This window comes from Gluconobacter roseus, assembly GCF_046058915.1.
Taxonomy (GTDB): Bacteria; Pseudomonadota; Alphaproteobacteria; order Acetobacterales; family Acetobacteraceae; genus Gluconobacter; species Gluconobacter roseus_A.
In genome coordinates, this window is the sequence record NZ_CP175538.1 from 1417682 (window position 1) to 1433001 (window position 15320).

Here is a 15320-nt window from a genome sequence, read left to right on the forward strand (position 1 = left end):
CGGCTTTCTTCCTGCTTTTCCCGACTGAGACTGTGCCGGGTTCTGCTGGCGAGGCAATGGCATGTGTCGGGAAAATATGAGAAAAGCCGCTCATGGTCATGCTCACCCCCTCCCAGCGGCAGGCGCTTGATGAAATCATTGCCGCACATGCCGCAGGACGGCCGACGCATCTTCTGACGGGATATGCGGGCAGCGGTAAGACGACGCTGATGCAGGCCGTCGCCCGGCATTTCATGGCTGAAAAGAAGGTGGTGGTCATCACGGCGCCCACCCACAAGGCCACCGCCGTCCTGCGCTCGAAAGTCGATCGGGACGTTGACTGCCGAACCATCCAGAGCCTGCTGAGCCTTCAGCCGTCCTCGCAGGGTACGACCACAACCCTCGTGCGCTCCAAACGGCCGCAGACGATTGCCGATGGCATCGTGATCGTCGATGAATGCTCGATGCTTTCCGCGGAACTGATGAACTGGATCCGCGATCTGCTGCGCTACTGCTTCGTGCTGTTCGTGGGCGATCCGGCCCAGCTCCCGCCCGTGGGAGAAGCTGCGTCGCCCTCCTTTTCCGTGCCCTCGCGCTCTCATCTTGAAACGGTCGTGCGGCAGGCAGCGGGCAATCCGATCCTCGAAGCCGCGACCATCATCCGCCAGAGCCAGGGGAGTGACGCCGACTGGAGCTGGGTCCGCGATGCGCGTCAGGAGCAGACAGGGCTGTTTCTGCCGAAAGATGTGGAAAGCTGGGTCCGCAAGGCGTTCCTATCCGATGCCTTCGCTGAAGACAACGACTGGTGCCGCTATCTGTGCTGGACGAATGCGCGGGTGAATCAGATCAACCGGATGGTCCGCCTCTGGCGCTATGGCGGCGAAACGCCGACGCCCTTCATGCCCGGCGAGCGTGTCGTGTCGCGCGCGCCGTTCTCCGTCCAACAGGAAGAAAGTGGGCCGCGTCAGGCAATCGCCACGAACGAGGAAGTCCTCGTCATGGACATCAAACCCGGGCGGCTGTCGTACAAGTTCGAGCTCTGCAAGGACGTGCCGGCCTGGGTCGCAGATCTTGCGTCATGGGAAGTGACGCTGCTGACGATGGCGGGCGAGGAAATCACCGGCCATATCGTGCAGAACCAGAAGGAGCTGGAGGCTGTGGACCAGCGTCTGGTGCAAGAAGCGAAGCAGCAGCATCGGCGCTGGAGCCACCGTTTCGCGTTTCACAACGCGCTGCTCCAGCTTCAGGCGATCTATGCCATGACCGTCCATACGGCGCAGGGCAGCACGTTTAAAAACGTGTTCGTGGATCTTGGCGATATCGGCCGCCGTGCCCGGCAGAACCCGCTGGAGACGCAGCAGCTCTGTTATGTGGCGGTGACGCGCGCCACTGACATGGTGTTCCTCGTCAACACGACGGGTCTTTCCGCGCGATAGGCCGCGACGCCCATAGCGAGGCCAGAATAGACCCCGAGACATTGTGCCAGATGGAGAAAACGGCTCCGGGCAGTGCCGCCAGTGGCGAGAAATAGAAACGCCCCAGCGTGGCGGCGAGGCCTGAGTTCTGCATCCCGACTTCCAGCGAAAGCGTGCGGCAGATGCTTTCATCAAAACCGAGCAGCCTCCCGCCCCAGTAACCGCCTAACAGCCCGATCCCGTTATGCAGGATGACCGCCAGCAGCATGATCGGACCAGCCTCTTTCAGGGATGGCCCTACGCCGGCAACGATTGCCCCGATGATGAGCAGGATCGACACCATGGCCACCAGCGGAAGCGCGGGTTCCACGCGCTTCACCGCACGATGGCACAGCGTATTGAGCGTAACCCCCGCCAGCACGGGAAGCGCCACCATCGTCAGAATGCTGCGAAACAGCGCCCAGCTATCCACGGCCACACCGGCAGACACATAGAACCGTACCAGAAGCGGCGTTGCAACAATCCCGACAAGGGTGGAGAAGGCGCTGATGCTGACGGAAAGCGCAACGTCTCCGCGCGACAGATAGATCATGACATTCGAGGCCGTACCGCTCGATACGCAGCCAACCAGCACCATGCCCGTGGCCAGCGCGGGCGGCATCGACAGCAGATGTGCAATCCCCCAGGCGGCAAGCGGCATGACGAGATAATGCAGCCCTACCCCCGCCAGAACCGGCGCGGGACGGCGCGCGATCCGGCTGAAATCGGCGGGCGTCAGGGAAACACCCATCGTGAACATGACGAAGGCCAGAAGCGGCGTGATGACAGGAACCAGCGTCAGGAACGGTCCGGGCAGAAGAAGAGCCAGGCCGGACACCAGAATGGCCCAGAGCGGGAAAAGACGTGTCATCGTCGGACCGTGACGGTTGCTGACAGGGAATTCTCTGGGCGCATTAGACTCAACTGGATGAAAATGACAGAAACGTCCTTATGCCGGGGCATGGCTGGCCCGTCATCTCTTTCGCTGCCACAGCCGGGAATGAAACAGCCTGAAAAATGCCATTAACCCGGAGGTAAGGTCGGGCTGTCTTTATGGCGCTGTGAGGAATTGAAGACTGCCTGCCAGCTTTATACGGGAGTGGCCTGTACAGCCTGTTCAACAGCCTATGCTTCATCAGTGACTCCTGATCCCCCTACCCTGCTCGGTTGCAGCGCGGTTCTTTTCCTGCTTCTGGGCGTACACTTCATCCTGTCTGAATTCTCCGGCAGACGATGGTCGCGTATGGCCTGGTACGCGGCACCGTTTCTTCTGGGATCAGTGTCCAGCCTGCTTTTCATTGTCCCGACGCTCCTGCCGGGTCTGTGGAGTCTGCGGCTAGGCGCCCTGTTCATGGCTCTGGCCTACGGGGCCGGGTGGCAGGCCCTGCGTGTCATGCTGGGCTGCCGCCCACGGATTCTGGTCCTGCTGTTCGCCTGCAGCGCGTCTTTCATGCTGTCGATGCTCGCCGGACCGACCGGCCTGATGCACGTCATCAGTACGGCCTTTCGTCTGGCAATTATCGCAGCTTTCCACGGAGCCGCCGCGCTTGACCTGAAGCGGAACGTCAGGATCATGACACCTGGAGGGTTCGAAAAACCCTTGGCTCTGAGCTGTTCTGTGTGATTCCATTTCTTCGGCGTTGATTGGGGATGGTGGAAGATGAAGCAGCCTGGTTTCTTTGATGTTGAAGAACGGCTTGCCCGCTTGAGCGGGCTTGGTGATCAGCTGGAGGCCTTTTCCCGGACTGTGGATTTTGAAGTCTTCCGCCCTGACCTGGAGAAGGCTCTGGCGTATTCTGACGGAAGCAAAGGCGGACGACCGCCATTTGATCCGGTGCTGATGTTCAAAATTCTGGTGATCCAGACGCTCAACAATTTGTCTGATGAGCGGACGGAATATCTGATCAACGATCGCCTCTCCTTTATGCGTTTCCTTGGTCTGGGACTTTCGGATCGGGTGCCGGATGCCAAAACGGTCTGGCTGTTCCGCGAGCGTCTGACCCAGGCGGGTGCGATCGAAGGGCTGTTCAACCGCTTTGATGCGACCCTGCGCAACGCCGGGTATTTACCGATGTCAGGCCAGATCCTGGATGCCACACTGGTAGCTGCTCCAAAGCAGCGGAACACCAACGCAGAGAAAGCCGATCTTCGGGAAGGACGTATTCCTGAAGACTGGCAGGACAAACCCGCAAAGCTGTCGCACAAGGATCGTCATGCGCGCTGGACACTGAAGTTCACGAAGGCGAAGCGGCAGGATGATGGAACCATGCCCTCCAGCGATCTCGCCATCCCGTTCTTTGGCTATAAATCGCATGTTTCCATCGATCGGAAATACCGGTTCATCCGGAAATGGAAAACAACGCATGCCGCCGCCAGTGATGGCACGCGATTGAGAGAGGGGCTGCTGGATAAAACCAATACGGCCTCAACGGTCTGGGCTGACACGGCCTATCGCTCAAAAGCGAATGAGGACTTCATGGAGGAGCAGGGCTTTGTCTCGAAGGTTCACAGGAAAAAGCCGCATCTCAAGCCTATGCCCAGGCATATCCAGAAATCCAACGCCGGAAAGTCCGTTATCCGGTCGCGTGTCGAGCATGTCTTTGCTGATCAGAAATCACAGACCGGGCTGTTCGTCCGAACCGTCGGCATAACGCGGGCCACCATGAGGATCGGGCTGGCCAATATCGTCTACAACATGCGCCGCTTCCTCTTCCTCGAAAGATTGAACGCGAGCGCATAGTCATCCAGCGGGAGAGCAGTCCCCGATCTGCTCAAAACGCAGATCAAAAGCTCCCCCAAAAACCGTCAATCAAATCGCCAAAAGCCTGAAATCACGAGCCAGGCGCATCAACCAACGGTTCTTCGATCCCTCCACGTGTCAGCACGGACAATCCGGAACATGATTTTCCGCCCGGGCTGCTGTATGGGGCATGAATTATGAACAATTATTACAATTGATTTTCCGCCTTTTGAAGGACACATATCACCCCGTTCAATCGGTTGTACTGGCAGCGGGATTTCATGGGGCCATTCTTCAGTCAGGAAGCACAGAAAATACGGTCATCATTTACTGTATTCTTTCGTGATTTGTCCTGGCTCTATGCGCCTCGTCTTTCCGCCCTCGGTTTTTCACTCCGCACGACGATTGCTGCACTGGTCGCCCTGGCCATTGCTCTCTGGATGGAACTGGGACAGCCGCAATGGGCTCCCATGACCGTGTGGATCGTGGCACAGGGGACACTGGGAGAGAGCCTCTCCAAGGCCCGCTGGCGCGTGGCGGGAACGCTGGGTGGCATCGTCTCGGCGATTGCCCTGGCAGCGGCTTTTCCGCAGGCGCCCTGGCTGTTCTTTCCAGCGCTGGCGGTCTGGATCGGCCTGTGTACGGCTCTGGGCACGCTGCTTCATAATTTCCGCAGCTATGCGTTCGTGCTGACGGCCTATACCTGCTCCATCGTCTCTTTGAGCGCACAGGCGCAGCCCGATCAGGTGTTCAGCATCGCCATGGCGCGCGGGAGCTACATTCTTCTGGGCGTGATCTGCGGGACCGTGGCGGACATGGCCTGCCGGAGCAATGTTCCCGGCAAGGCGCGTGCCGCCATCCGCACCCAGCTCCAGCAGATCGTGCTCGAAGCGGCCAATGCCTCACGCGACATCCTGCTCGAACATGGAACACCCGAGAGCGATCTTCATAACATCTTCTCCCTGTCGCTCAGCCTGAGTGACCGGATCGAGTTCAGTGCCATCGAGGTCGGGCGCACGAAGGGCATTGTCGATTACGCCCGCGCCACGCTCGGACTGGCCTCCCGGCTGATGTCCCGGGCACTGGGCATGCGCAGCCGCCTGAGCGCCGTGCCCCAGCGTTCGGAACGCACACAGACCCTGCTGGAGGACAGCGCCGGGATTCTGGATCGGCTGAGGGTCGATATTGATGATGCCGATACCCTGCAGACGCTGCGCCAGGACGTGCTGGCGCTGATCGGCCGGTGTCAGGAAAACATCGAACAGACGGTGAGCCTGCCGCGTGCGGAAAGCGACAGTGGCATCGTCTTCAATGACCGTATCCTGTTACAGGGCCTGCAACTGACGCTGACGGAGCTTCAGCATCTGCTGGGCTGTCTGGCCAGTGACCCCAGCGAAAACCCGAGAGCCGAGAGCTACAGACTGGCCCGCCCGCGAAACTGGTACGCCGCCATCCACAATGGTCTGCGTTCCTGTGCCGCCGTCCTGATGGCGGCGTATGTCTGGGAAGTGACGGCATGGCCGGATGGACCGCTCTTCATCACGTTCGTTTCGGTGGTCTGCGCGCGTTTTGCCTCCTTCAGCAACACGCTCCTGGCCAGCAGCGCGTTTTTCTCCGGCGCGGTCTGGGCGACGCTTGCAGCGGTCGTGCCTGTCTTTCTGGTGATGCCGGTCACGGCCTCCTATGCGATGCTGTGCCTGACGATTTCGGTCCCCATGCTGATCGGCGGACTGGCGACACGTGCGCCCGCCCTCGCCTCACGGGCCGCATCTTTCAGCAATTTCTTCCCGTACCTGATTGGGCTCGACAATCACAGCCGTATCAACGAGACCGAATGGTTCAATACGGTGTTCGCCTTACTGAGCGGCCTCGGCTTTGGCGTGCTCGTGTTCCGCTATGTCTTTCCGTTCCAGCTGACACGGTTTTACCGGAACTTCCGGCTGGATCTGCTGTCCGATCTGCGACTTATCGGAAAAAACCGGCGCTCGATGACCGAAGCCGTCTGGGTTGGCCGGATCGTCCTTGGCATGGAACAACTGATTGCCCACACCAAGGCTGTCCAGGCCCGCTCCAATGATCGCTGGCTGCACGCCGCCTTTTCAATGATGACAGTCGGGCGCAACCTGCTCCAGCTTCAGGCCTATCGCGCCCAGATCGGCCTTCCCGAAAATGCGCGGACGATCCTTGCACGTCTGTGCGAGAGTTTTGCCAGCGCTTCAGCCGGACCCGAAACCCTGGAACTCCAGTCGCGGGAAGCACTGGAGAGCCTTGCCGTCATGGAGAACGCAGAAACCAGCCGGAACACCCGCCTGCTTCTGTCTTCCGTGACGGGATGTCTGATCATCATTTCGACGGAGCTTGGTCACCGGAACGAAATTCTGGAAGCGTCCTGAGACCATCTCCCGAATCCGTGAGTTTTCGCGGGGAAATGGAAAACAATCATGTTCACAAATCTCTGAAAATGCTCGGTTTCTCGGGAGATTCCGCCGGTCCGGAAGCAATCGGATTCATGAGCTGAATTTTTGGGTTTCCGTCATGCGATCAAAGTGCCAAAAGCCCTCGCATTCGGGGCGCTCGGGTCGCCGTTCCAGTCAGGAAGTCCGCCGTGTTCAAAACGCTCTCCGCTCCGGTGATCGCAGGCCTCTGCACCCTGTTCGCGTCGACCTTTATCGCGATAACGACCGAGGTCGCACCGGTTGGCCTGCTGATCGACATGGCCAAGTCCTTCAACATCACCGAAGGCCACGCCGGGCTGGCCGTCAGCGCCTATGCGCTGCTCGTCGCGTTCGGGGCCGTGCCCATCACGATTGCCACGAGCCGCATGGACCGCAAGATGCTCATGCTGCTCTGCCTGTGCGGATATGTCCTCTCCAACCTGATTTCCGCAATGGCACCGAACTTTGCCATTGTCTGTGCCGGCCGCGCCCTTGGTGGACTGTCGCATGCCCTGATGATGTCCATTGCAGCGGCCTATGCTGCCCATCTGGTGCCCGAGCGCATGACGGGACGGGCTATTTCCTTCGTCTTCGGGGGAGCATCTCTCGGGTCCGTGCTCGGCGTTCCGGGAACGGCCGCGATCAGCCATTTCGCGAGCTGGCGTGTGGCGCTTTACGTCATTTCGGGACTGGCGGCGATGCTGACGGTCTTCATCGCGCTCTATCTTCCGCCGGTCCGCGGGGCTGACACCAAGGCCCTCAAGGTCCCGACCATCCGCTCCCCGCAGGCCGCACGCATTTTTGGCGTCGTGATCGGCGTGAATGCCGTTTTCTTCTTCGCGCATAACCTGCTCTACACCTATGTCTCACCGCTTCTGCTGGCGCATGGCCTGCCGGAGCATCTTCTGAGCGTCGCACTGCTCATTACGGGCGGTGTCAGTATTTTCGGTTTGTGGGGCGCAGGACAGGTCGTAGACCGCTGGCCGGCAGCGGGTCTGTTCGGCGGTGGCCTGGCCATGCTTACCGGCATGATCCTGGTCTACGGACATCTGATTTCCGCATGGCCCAGCGTTGGCGCCGTCGGGTTGTGGTGCATGGGTTATGCCGCCATCACCCCCTTCGTCATGTCCGGCGCCATCCGGGCGCGCGCCACCAGCGCGGATGTGGCCGGAGCGGCCATCAACAGCAGCAGCAATTTCGGCATCCTTCTGGGCTCGGCCATCGGCGGCCATCTTCTGAGTACGCTGGGCTTTGCCGTGCTGTGCCCAGCCTCCATCGTGATCGCGCTGGGTGGCATCCTGCTGGCAGCGTTCAATCCTGCAGCCTTCCCCCGCCGGCTTCAGCAGGACTAAAGCCGCGGCCGCTAGCCGATCATGTCCTTTTCCTTCTTTTCGCGCTCCGCCCCGATGCTGAGCTTCTGATAGATTCCGAGCGCGATCACCATTCCGGTTGCCACGACGAGAAGGGCTGCGGGATAGAGAATGTCGCCGGGAGCTTTGCCGCTGCGCTCGAATACGCCGACCAGCCCTTCGATAAAGACTGCGATGATGACGGTCGTCATGAACTTGGTCAGGCTGACGCGGGCTTCGGCGATGGACTGCTTGCCCTTGGGCCGCAGGACTTCTTCCTCGATGAAGTATTTCGCCACATCGAAAACGGCGATCGAGATCACCACATAGCTGATGGCCTGAAGGATTGCCTCGCGTCCCTCCGTCAGGGACGCCACGAAGGCCGAGACAAGGCCGATGCCGCCCGAGAGGATCAGGAAGCTCGCCAGAAGAATCAGCAGTGCACTGGCACCCGCAAAGGCCCAGCGGGACAGGGAATGAATGTTCGGCATGATGTGTCGCTCTGCATCTGAAGAAAAACCGCAAACGGATCCGGACATTTTCAGCGACAGGAACCGCTTGCGGGACAGCCTCACATTATCCGACCTGATGGCGCAAATGCGAGCAGGATCTTCGCACCGCGCAGACTAGGAGCGGCTGGTTCCCAGCCTGGGCATGACCTGAATGAAGACCAGTTCCGCAGCAAGTTCGACCAGTGTCTGGGTCACGATCACAACGGCCAGCAGCGGCGCCCCTCCCGGCACGGCCAGCGCAAGCGGCAGCACGACGAGGGAGTTGCGCGTCGCCCCACTGAAGGCCAGTGCCCGCCCGGCCGGTGCCTCAAGCCCGAACAGTCGCGAAATACCCCAGCCCAGCCCCGGAGCAAGCAGGGCGAAGGCTGCATAGACCGGCGCAACCTGAAGCACGGCTGCGGTCGCCTGCCCGAGATGAGGAGTCATGGATGCGATGACGATGAACAGAACAATCGCCGTAACCGGCACAGGCAGCAGGCCCAGCCCCGTGGCGACATGCTGTCCCGTAGAGCTGCGTCGCGCCCAGAGCTGGACAATCCATGCCAGAAATAAGGGAATGATGATCAGCCACAGGAAGGCGTGCAGGAATGGTCCCGCCTGAACCAGCTGCGACATTCCCTCCCCCAGAAAAAGACGAAGCCAGACCGGGAGCGCTATCATCTGTGCTGCCAGAAGAACCGGTGTGGCAGCAAGCAGAAGACCCGCATCTGCCCGCCCCATCTGAGCAAACGTCACCACCCAGTCGATACAGGGGCAGAGCAGGACCATCAGGATGCCCAGCCGGATCATCCCGTCTGCCGGTGCGAACGGAAGCAGCAGTGCAACGAGCGTAGGAACAGCCAGGAAGTTGGTCACCAGAAGGGCTGCAAGGAACCGTGTTTTGCGAAAAGCCTGCCCCAGTTCCGCAAGCGGGATCTGCAGAAAGGTCACGAACAGCATCACACCAAGGGCCGGATTGATGACGGCCGCCCAGGAGGCCGTTCCCCTGACCAGAATGGCTGTCCCCGCGCCCAGAAGAACGGCGAGGAAATACAGCGCGACCTGACATTTTTCGAGCCGGTCCCGCAATACGTCCACCGTCATAATCTCCACCGGCCTGCCCAGAACCCGAGGAAGTGGAACAGGCAAAACCGCACCGGTTTTTCTATAATCTGCATCCTGAATGTGATGCAGGATCAGGAGAGGAACGGTCAAGGCGGCGGGCCGGCAGAGATGCGCCCGTGAATGCGCGGACCGTTCTCCACGCCTCTGTCACGGACCGATGCAACGGCACGCAGGGCGTCCATGACCTCCGGCCAGGGGGCAGTGATCGTGGTAGGCAGAATGGTTGTCGTGCCGTGCGCAAGATAAAACCGGGACAGCATTTCGATGGCCGCCATGGACATGTCGTCGATGAAGCCCGGCAGGATGTAGCGGTTCGGAGTTTCAGCAAGCGGTGTGATGTCACGGAGATTACGCCGCAAACCCACTTCCGACAGAATAAAGAGATGCTTCACAAACCGGTCGCCTTTTCATGCGATAGCCAAGCGATATAGTCTCCGTGCAATTAGAGCAGAATCTTTCGGTCTTTGTGAACGCGGCATATTACGATTTCACATAATTCAGATTGAAGTTCCCGAAAATCGAACCGTCATCCTAAGCCAGTCCAATTTCATTACTCAAATTCAATGTACTGATGGAGTCTTACCTTTTGTCGGCCGCAGGTCGCCTTCGGCATTATAGCGCAGAGGTCCGAATATCTGCCGATCCCTGCAACAGGGACAGGCTCTGGATATTTTCATTATCCGCAGTCGTATCGGTGAAAATGAAGAAATTGAGCGGATCCGCCGCAGGAATACCTTCATACGTTTAGTTCAGTTCAAACTGGTTCAGTCCACAAACGGGCAGGCTGACCTGATGATCACTGGTTCTTAACGGTCTCCACTTCCCGTTACAACACTGGGGAGGCATCATTCCTTCGGTGTCGAGCCTGTCATCCTTGTTACGCTTTCCATATCCAAATGGATGGTAGTCTACTCGGGATCGAAATGAACCGACTGCCGCTGCTTCAGCCCGCCTCGGGTGCTTGTGCTATTTTGACTGCAGCGTTTTTCAAGATTGCGCACTGGCAAACGCCGCGGCAATAGCAGTCAACGAGACAGAAACAAGGAAAGACCTACTAATATTCTGCACTATCGCTTCTCCCTGGCCGGTCTCCAAAAATCGCGCTCAGAGGCAGACTCATCTGTTCAGGTGATGTATCGGACACCATCCTTGATAAGTCCAAACCAACTTTATTCGACGCACCCCGAAGGTAAATCGCAAAATTAAATATCTTAGGATTTTTTTGATATGCTGCTCGGGAAAATTTACAACCAGGATAGCCCTTCGTTGCCAAGGCTCGATATTCTCTGAAGTCCAAAGATATTTTGGTATTAATCTGGCATTATATTTCTCTTATATCGAAACGAATAAGGGGACATGCTTCATGCGCTTTACCGACATAGCCGTAATCTGCGCATATTTCCTGTTGCTTCCCCTCGTGGCGATCATGGTGTCGCGGCGCGGAAAAACGCCCGGCGATTTTCTTTCTGCCTCACATGACCTCCCCTGGTGGGCGATCTGTCTTTCGCTCGTGGCGACAGAAACCTCGACCCTGACATTCATCAGCATCCCGGGCATTGGCTATACATCAGGCATGGTGTTTCTCGGCCTGGCCGGAGGATATCTGATAGGCCGGCTGATCGTGGCCATCTGGTTTCTGCCACTTTACGCACAGGGCCAGATCAGAAGCGCCTACCAATATCTGGGCGAGCGTTTCGGCCCGAGACTACAATGCGCGGCATCCGGCGCCTTCCTTGTCACACGGCTTCTGGCCGAAGGCGTCCGCCTGTCCGCGGGGTTACTGCCTCTGACGTGGATGCTGGAACACAATGGAATTTTCCTGAACCATTTGCTCGTCCTGACCCTCATTATCGCTTTTACGCTGGCTTATACGGTTCTGGGCGGCCTGAGAGCCGTTGTCTGGTCTGACACCATACAGCTCTGCATTTATCTTTTCGGTGCCGCCGCCTGCGCCTTCCTGCTGATGCACGACCTTCCGTCCGATGGGTGGACCTTGGCCTGGACTGCCGGAAAGATGTCACCGTTCCACACCCTGCATGTCAGAACACTGCTCTCCGATCCCTTTACGCCGCTCGCAGCCCTTGTGGGAGGCGGCATCCTTTCGGTCGCCTCCCATGGTTCGGACCAGCTCATGGTGCAGCGACTGCTGGCGGCCAGAAATCTTCGTGATGCCCGGTACGCCCTTGTGGGAAGCGCATTCGTCGTGGCGTTCCTGTTCGGCCTGCTGTCCCTCGTCGGCGTGCAGCTCTGGATAACGCATCAAGGCGCCTCCCTGACCGCTCTTGGACTGCATTCACCCGACGAACTGTTCCCGAGCTATATCGTCTCAGGTCTGCCTGCGGGGCTTGGCGGCCTGCTTCTGGCCGGCGTCCTGAGTGCCACGATGGGCTCCCTGTCCTCCACCCTCAACGCCATGGCAGGTGCATCCCTAACGGATTTTGGTCCCCTGCCGGCCCGCTTGCTCAGGCGATGGGGGCAGTCTTTCGGGTTGAGGGAAAGCCCTCTGTTCGCTGCCCGTCTCATGACGCTGTTATGGAGTGTCGCACTTGTTCTGGCCGCACTCTGGTTCACGCAAGGCGATCAGTCGGCTGTCATTCTGGGCCTGACAATCGCAGGATGGTCCTATGGCCCGACCCTCGGAGCCTTCCTCTTCGGCATGTTCTATCCCGCCGCCCGAGCGCGCGATGCCCTTGTGGGTTTCCTGACGTCACTGGCAGGCATGGCAGCGACAATGACGTTCCTGCAATATGCTGGCTATCATCTGGCTTTTCCCTGGCTCGTTCCCCTCGGCATAGCAGGAATGCTGATAGCCGCCCGTTTTTCCATGCTTTTGAGCGGGTTGTCCCGACAGGAATTCCAGTCGGCTCACGACGCCCGAAAGGATTGGGGCCAATGACTGCCACGGACACGCGCCAGACATCTTCGCCTGCACCGACCAGGACCAAGCAGCAGGACCCGCGTTATGAAGACAGTGACCTGTGGCCGCCAACGTCGATACGGAATGTCATGGCTGAAGCACACATGACGGTGACAGCCGTCGTCTGCGCAGCCGTCTCCCAGATGAACGATGTTGCCACGGCCACACTGTCGCGCCTGCGCGCAGGAGGAAGGCTGTTCTATGTCGGTGCCGGCACATCAGGCCGCGTGGGACTTCAGGACGGCGTGGAAGACCCTGAAGACACTGCATCCAAAGAAATCCTGTCCCACAATTCCGGCCGAAACAATGTCGTGTTTGGCATCGCCGCACTGGCCGAGCTGACAGGCGTATTGCGTGTGACCGTCCGCAAAGCCCTTGAACAGTTGGTGACAGCCGGGTTGTTAACACAGCGCCCCAGCGCAGGAACATTCGATCCCGCAGGATCCAGCAGCCGCTCTCGGTCCTGATGGGGTTTTCCGAAGACATGCGCGCCCGTGGCTATGAACCGGCGTCAATCTGGCTGGATAAATGCGCCGCAGGAGCCAGCCCGGACGAAGCCATGGCCCTGAGTATTGCCCCGGCGGCCCCAGTCCTGCGTCTGAAACGGATCCGGGCGCGAATGGCCACGCTGCATGAAGCCGACCTGCTCCATATCAGCCCTCCCACGGCCATTCTCGAAATCGAGCGGCGTTCCTTCCTTCCGGACGGACGAGTCCTTGAGGTCACATTTTCCTGTTATCGCGCCGATCTCTATGATTTCGTCGTGGAATTCTAGACATCCGAGGAGCATGACTGATGCGATGCCTGACCGCCATAGGACTGATGAGTGGCACCTCGCTGGATGGCGTGGACGCTGCGCTTGTCCGCACGGATGGTAAGAAAATCGTCTCGCATGGCCCCGGGCTGAGCCTGGAATATTCTCCGGAACGGCGGAGCCGTGCCCGTGATCTTCTCTCCCGTGCCGCGACGATAAGCCCGGACGATCCGGAACTGCACGCTGTCGAGCGGGACATCACCCGACGCCATATCGAAGCCGTCGAACTCCTGCGACGCCAGACGGACACAGTCGATCTGATCGGGTTTCATGGACAGACCATCCTGCACGCACCGGAACGACGGCTGACCTGGCAGATCGGCGACGCTGCCCTGCTGTCCCGCGAAACCGGCCTTCCGGTTATCCATGATTTTCGCAGCGCGGATGTGGCGGCCGGCGGCGAAGGAGCCCCTCTGGCGCCCTGGTATCATGCCGCGCTGCTTTACGGGCATGAAGGGCCCGTTGCCATCCTGAATATCGGCGGGGTTGCGAATGTGACCCTCGTAGACCCTGACGGACGTATTTATGCCTGTGACACCGGTCCGGGAAATGCCCTGCTGGATGATTGGGCGTTTCTTCATACAGGGACCGCCTGTGATGTTGATGGCAGGTTGGCGCGTGCTGGAACGGTTCATGAGGACATTCTGGAGCCGTTATTGGCAGACCCCTATTTTGCACGCCCGGCGCCAAAGTCTTTGGACCGCCTGACATTTCACCGTGCCATGGATGCGGTCAGAACGCTCTCACTGGAGGACGGAGCAGCAACACTCTTGGCATTTACGGTCGAAGCCATTCGGCGGACACCGCTGCCATGCCAGCCAGCAGCCTGGTATGTCTGTGGAGGCGGCCGACGTAATCCGACGCTCATGGCGCAACTCAAAGACACTCTGTCTGCACCAGTATTGCCTGTCGAAACACTGGACTGGAACGGTGATGATCTGGAAGCAGAATGTTTCGGATTTCTGGCCGTCCGTGTCCTGCGAAAACTACCACTTTCCGCCCCAACCATTACCGGCAGTTCTACCCTTCTGACAGGAGGGCGGCTGACCTGTGCTGGTCTTTCTCCCCTTCCTTCGTGGTTGGCCCTCTGAAATCACGTCCCTGTCTTCAAAATCCTCTGCCCGCTACGGCGGCAAATGGGACGGGTAAGCCCGTGTGTCCAAAGGTGACATAGCCAGACAGGTCAGTTGTTCCTCACATCGCCCCCAGAAAGATTCCCGGTATAAACCCGGAAGCGGATTATGGCGTTCGAAACTTGCGGAGCTACAGCAGCGGGATCTCCGCGAAAGGACGACGATGCATTCTCTGAGTCTTTCGGACGGGTGGCAGGATGTCATGGTCCGTCTGGCGGCTGCCCTGATCACGGGAATGGTTTTCGGCCTGAACCGGGACGAACATCAGCGCGCCGCCGGCTTGCGAACGACCACCCTTGTCTGTCTTGCAGCCTGTCTGGCCATGGTGGACGCTAATCTTCTGCTTCAGACCGGGGGGAAGACGTCAGGCTCTTTTGCGACCCTTGATCTTATGCGTCTGCCGCTGGGCATTCTGTCCGGAATGGGATTTATCGGCGCTGGCGCCATTCTGCGACGGGGAAATATCATTCACGGCGTTACCACCGCGGCGACGCTATGGATTGTCACGGTTCTGGGGCTGTGCTTTGGCGGGGGTCAGATCCTGCTGGGACTGACAGGCGCGGTGCTGGGTTTCGCTGTTCTGTCAGGGCTGAAATACGTTGAACGGTATCTGCCCCAGAGGCAACGCTGCATGCTGGTCTTCAAAACCCGCCATCAGGGTCCGGGCTGGCACTATATCCTGAAAAAATGTGCCGAGCATTCTGTTCATGTAAAACAGCGTCAGGCCCGCTATCAGAATGACGAGCAGACCGCAGAAATTCATCTTGAGCTGTCATGGCAGAACAGGACTGCCGTGCTGGATCCATTGTTCCTGCAGTCGCTTAATGATCACCCCGATATTCTCTGGCTGGACTGGCAATCGCTTGAAATGGAAGAGTGACGG

14 protein-coding genes are annotated in these 15320 nt (G+C 59.0%); 10 read left to right on the top strand and 4 right to left on the bottom strand.

What is annotated here, in order from left to right; all coding sequences use genetic code 11:
• The first annotated feature begins 92 nt into the window (after positions 1-92).
• Entirely contained in the window at positions 93-1415 is a 1323-nt protein-coding gene (locus ACJ2A4_RS06510) for an ATP-dependent RecD-like DNA helicase (protein ID WP_408872204.1), read from the top strand.
• Here ACJ2A4_RS06510 and ACJ2A4_RS06515 read toward each other — a convergent pair.
• Complete coding sequence (locus ACJ2A4_RS06515; protein WP_408872205.1) at positions 1387-2304, bottom strand: bile acid:sodium symporter family protein; 918 nt, start codon at positions 2302-2304, stop codon at positions 1387-1389. The two genes, ACJ2A4_RS06510 and ACJ2A4_RS06515, sit on opposite strands and share 29 nt — an antisense overlap.
• A gap of 267 nt (positions 2305-2571) precedes the next feature.
• Between ACJ2A4_RS06515 and ACJ2A4_RS06520 the strand changes: the two genes are divergently transcribed.
• From ACJ2A4_RS06520 to ACJ2A4_RS06535, 4 genes are all read left to right on the top strand, one after another.
• Positions 2572-3057 carry a hypothetical protein gene (locus tag ACJ2A4_RS06520; RefSeq protein WP_408872206.1) on the top strand — a complete coding sequence of 162 codons (486 nt, stop codon included), beginning with the start codon at positions 2572-2574 and terminating at the stop codon, positions 3055-3057.
• A gap of 36 nt (positions 3058-3093) precedes the next feature.
• Positions 3094-4173: an IS5 family transposase gene (locus ACJ2A4_RS06525; protein ID WP_408872207.1), complete on the top strand. Its 1080-nt coding sequence runs from the start codon at positions 3094-3096 to the stop codon at positions 4171-4173.
• Positions 4174-4520: 347 nt separating this feature from the next.
• Positions 4521-6566 carry an FUSC family protein gene (locus tag ACJ2A4_RS06530; RefSeq protein ID WP_408872208.1) on the top strand — a complete coding sequence of 682 codons (2046 nt, stop codon included), beginning with the start codon at positions 4521-4523 and terminating at the stop codon, positions 6564-6566.
• A 170-nt stretch (positions 6567-6736) separates the two neighbouring features.
• Positions 6737-7960 (top strand): MFS transporter, encoded by a 1224-nt coding sequence (locus ACJ2A4_RS06535; RefSeq protein ID WP_408874117.1) that lies wholly within the window; start codon positions 6737-6739, stop codon positions 7958-7960.
• Positions 7961-7971: 11 nt separating this feature from the next.
• Here the strand turns inward: ACJ2A4_RS06535 and ACJ2A4_RS06540 are convergent, their stop codons facing one another.
• The 3 genes from ACJ2A4_RS06540 to ACJ2A4_RS06550 all read right to left on the bottom strand — a co-directional run bounded on the left by ACJ2A4_RS06540 (position 7972) and on the right by ACJ2A4_RS06550 (position 9965).
• Complete coding sequence (locus ACJ2A4_RS06540) at positions 7972-8448, bottom strand: hypothetical protein (protein WP_408872209.1); 477 nt, start codon at positions 8446-8448, stop codon at positions 7972-7974.
• Positions 8449-8583: 135 nt separating this feature from the next.
• Positions 8584-9552, bottom strand: coding sequence for an arsenic resistance protein (locus tag ACJ2A4_RS06545; RefSeq protein ID WP_408872210.1), 969 nt, complete (start codon positions 9550-9552; stop codon positions 8584-8586).
• 107 nt (positions 9553-9659) lie between these two features.
• Positions 9660-9965: a hypothetical protein gene (locus ACJ2A4_RS06550; protein WP_408872211.1), complete on the bottom strand. Its 306-nt coding sequence runs from the start codon at positions 9963-9965 to the stop codon at positions 9660-9662.
• Between the two features lie 971 nt (positions 9966-10936).
• Between ACJ2A4_RS06550 and ACJ2A4_RS06555 the strand changes: the two genes are divergently transcribed.
• From ACJ2A4_RS06555 to ACJ2A4_RS06575, 5 genes are all read left to right on the top strand, one after another.
• Positions 10937-12469 carry a sodium:solute symporter gene (locus ACJ2A4_RS06555; protein WP_408872212.1) on the top strand — a complete coding sequence of 511 codons (1533 nt, stop codon included), beginning with the start codon at positions 10937-10939 and terminating at the stop codon, positions 12467-12469.
• Positions 12466-12957: a GntR family transcriptional regulator gene (locus tag ACJ2A4_RS06560; RefSeq protein ID WP_408872213.1), complete on the top strand. Its 492-nt coding sequence runs from the start codon at positions 12466-12468 to the stop codon at positions 12955-12957. The genes ACJ2A4_RS06555 and ACJ2A4_RS06560 overlap by 4 nt, the downstream gene beginning before the upstream one ends.
• A complete protein-coding gene (locus ACJ2A4_RS06565; RefSeq protein ID WP_408872214.1) occupies positions 12957-13265 on the top strand; it encodes a UTRA domain-containing protein in 309 nt (102 codons plus the stop codon). Before ACJ2A4_RS06560 ends, ACJ2A4_RS06565 begins: the two co-directional genes overlap by 1 nt.
• A 20-nt stretch (positions 13266-13285) precedes the next feature.
• Positions 13286-14395, top strand: coding sequence for an anhydro-N-acetylmuramic acid kinase (locus ACJ2A4_RS06570; protein ID WP_408872215.1), 1110 nt, complete (start codon positions 13286-13288; stop codon positions 14393-14395).
• A 205-nt stretch (positions 14396-14600) separates the two neighbouring features.
• Entirely contained in the window at positions 14601-15317 is a 717-nt protein-coding gene (locus tag ACJ2A4_RS06575) for an MgtC/SapB family protein (protein ID WP_408872216.1), read from the top strand.
• The last annotated feature ends 3 nt before the right edge of the window (positions 15318-15320 follow it).

Coding starts and splice junctions, on each gene's coding strand:
- ACJ2A4_RS06510 (WP_408872204.1), top strand. CDS start 93: ATGGTCATGCTCACCCCCTCCCAGCGGCAGGCGCTTGATGAAATCATT.
- ACJ2A4_RS06515 (WP_408872205.1), bottom strand. CDS start 2,304: ATGACACGTCTTTTCCCGCTCTGGGCCATTCTGGTGTCCGGCCTGGCT.
- ACJ2A4_RS06525 (WP_408872207.1), top strand. CDS start 3,094: ATGAAGCAGCCTGGTTTCTTTGATGTTGAAGAACGGCTTGCCCGCTTG.
- ACJ2A4_RS06540 (WP_408872209.1), bottom strand. CDS start 8,448: ATGCCGAACATTCATTCCCTGTCCCGCTGGGCCTTTGCGGGTGCCAGT.
- ACJ2A4_RS06545 (WP_408872210.1), bottom strand. CDS start 9,552: ATGACGGTGGACGTATTGCGGGACCGGCTCGAAAAATGTCAGGTCGCG.
- ACJ2A4_RS06555 (WP_408872212.1), top strand. CDS start 10,937: ATGCGCTTTACCGACATAGCCGTAATCTGCGCATATTTCCTGTTGCTT.
- ACJ2A4_RS06560 (WP_408872213.1), top strand. CDS start 12,466: ATGACTGCCACGGACACGCGCCAGACATCTTCGCCTGCACCGACCAGG.
- ACJ2A4_RS06565 (WP_408872214.1), top strand. CDS start 12,957: ATGGGGTTTTCCGAAGACATGCGCGCCCGTGGCTATGAACCGGCGTCA.
- ACJ2A4_RS06570 (WP_408872215.1), top strand. CDS start 13,286: ATGCGATGCCTGACCGCCATAGGACTGATGAGTGGCACCTCGCTGGAT.
- ACJ2A4_RS06575 (WP_408872216.1), top strand. CDS start 14,601: ATGCATTCTCTGAGTCTTTCGGACGGGTGGCAGGATGTCATGGTCCGT.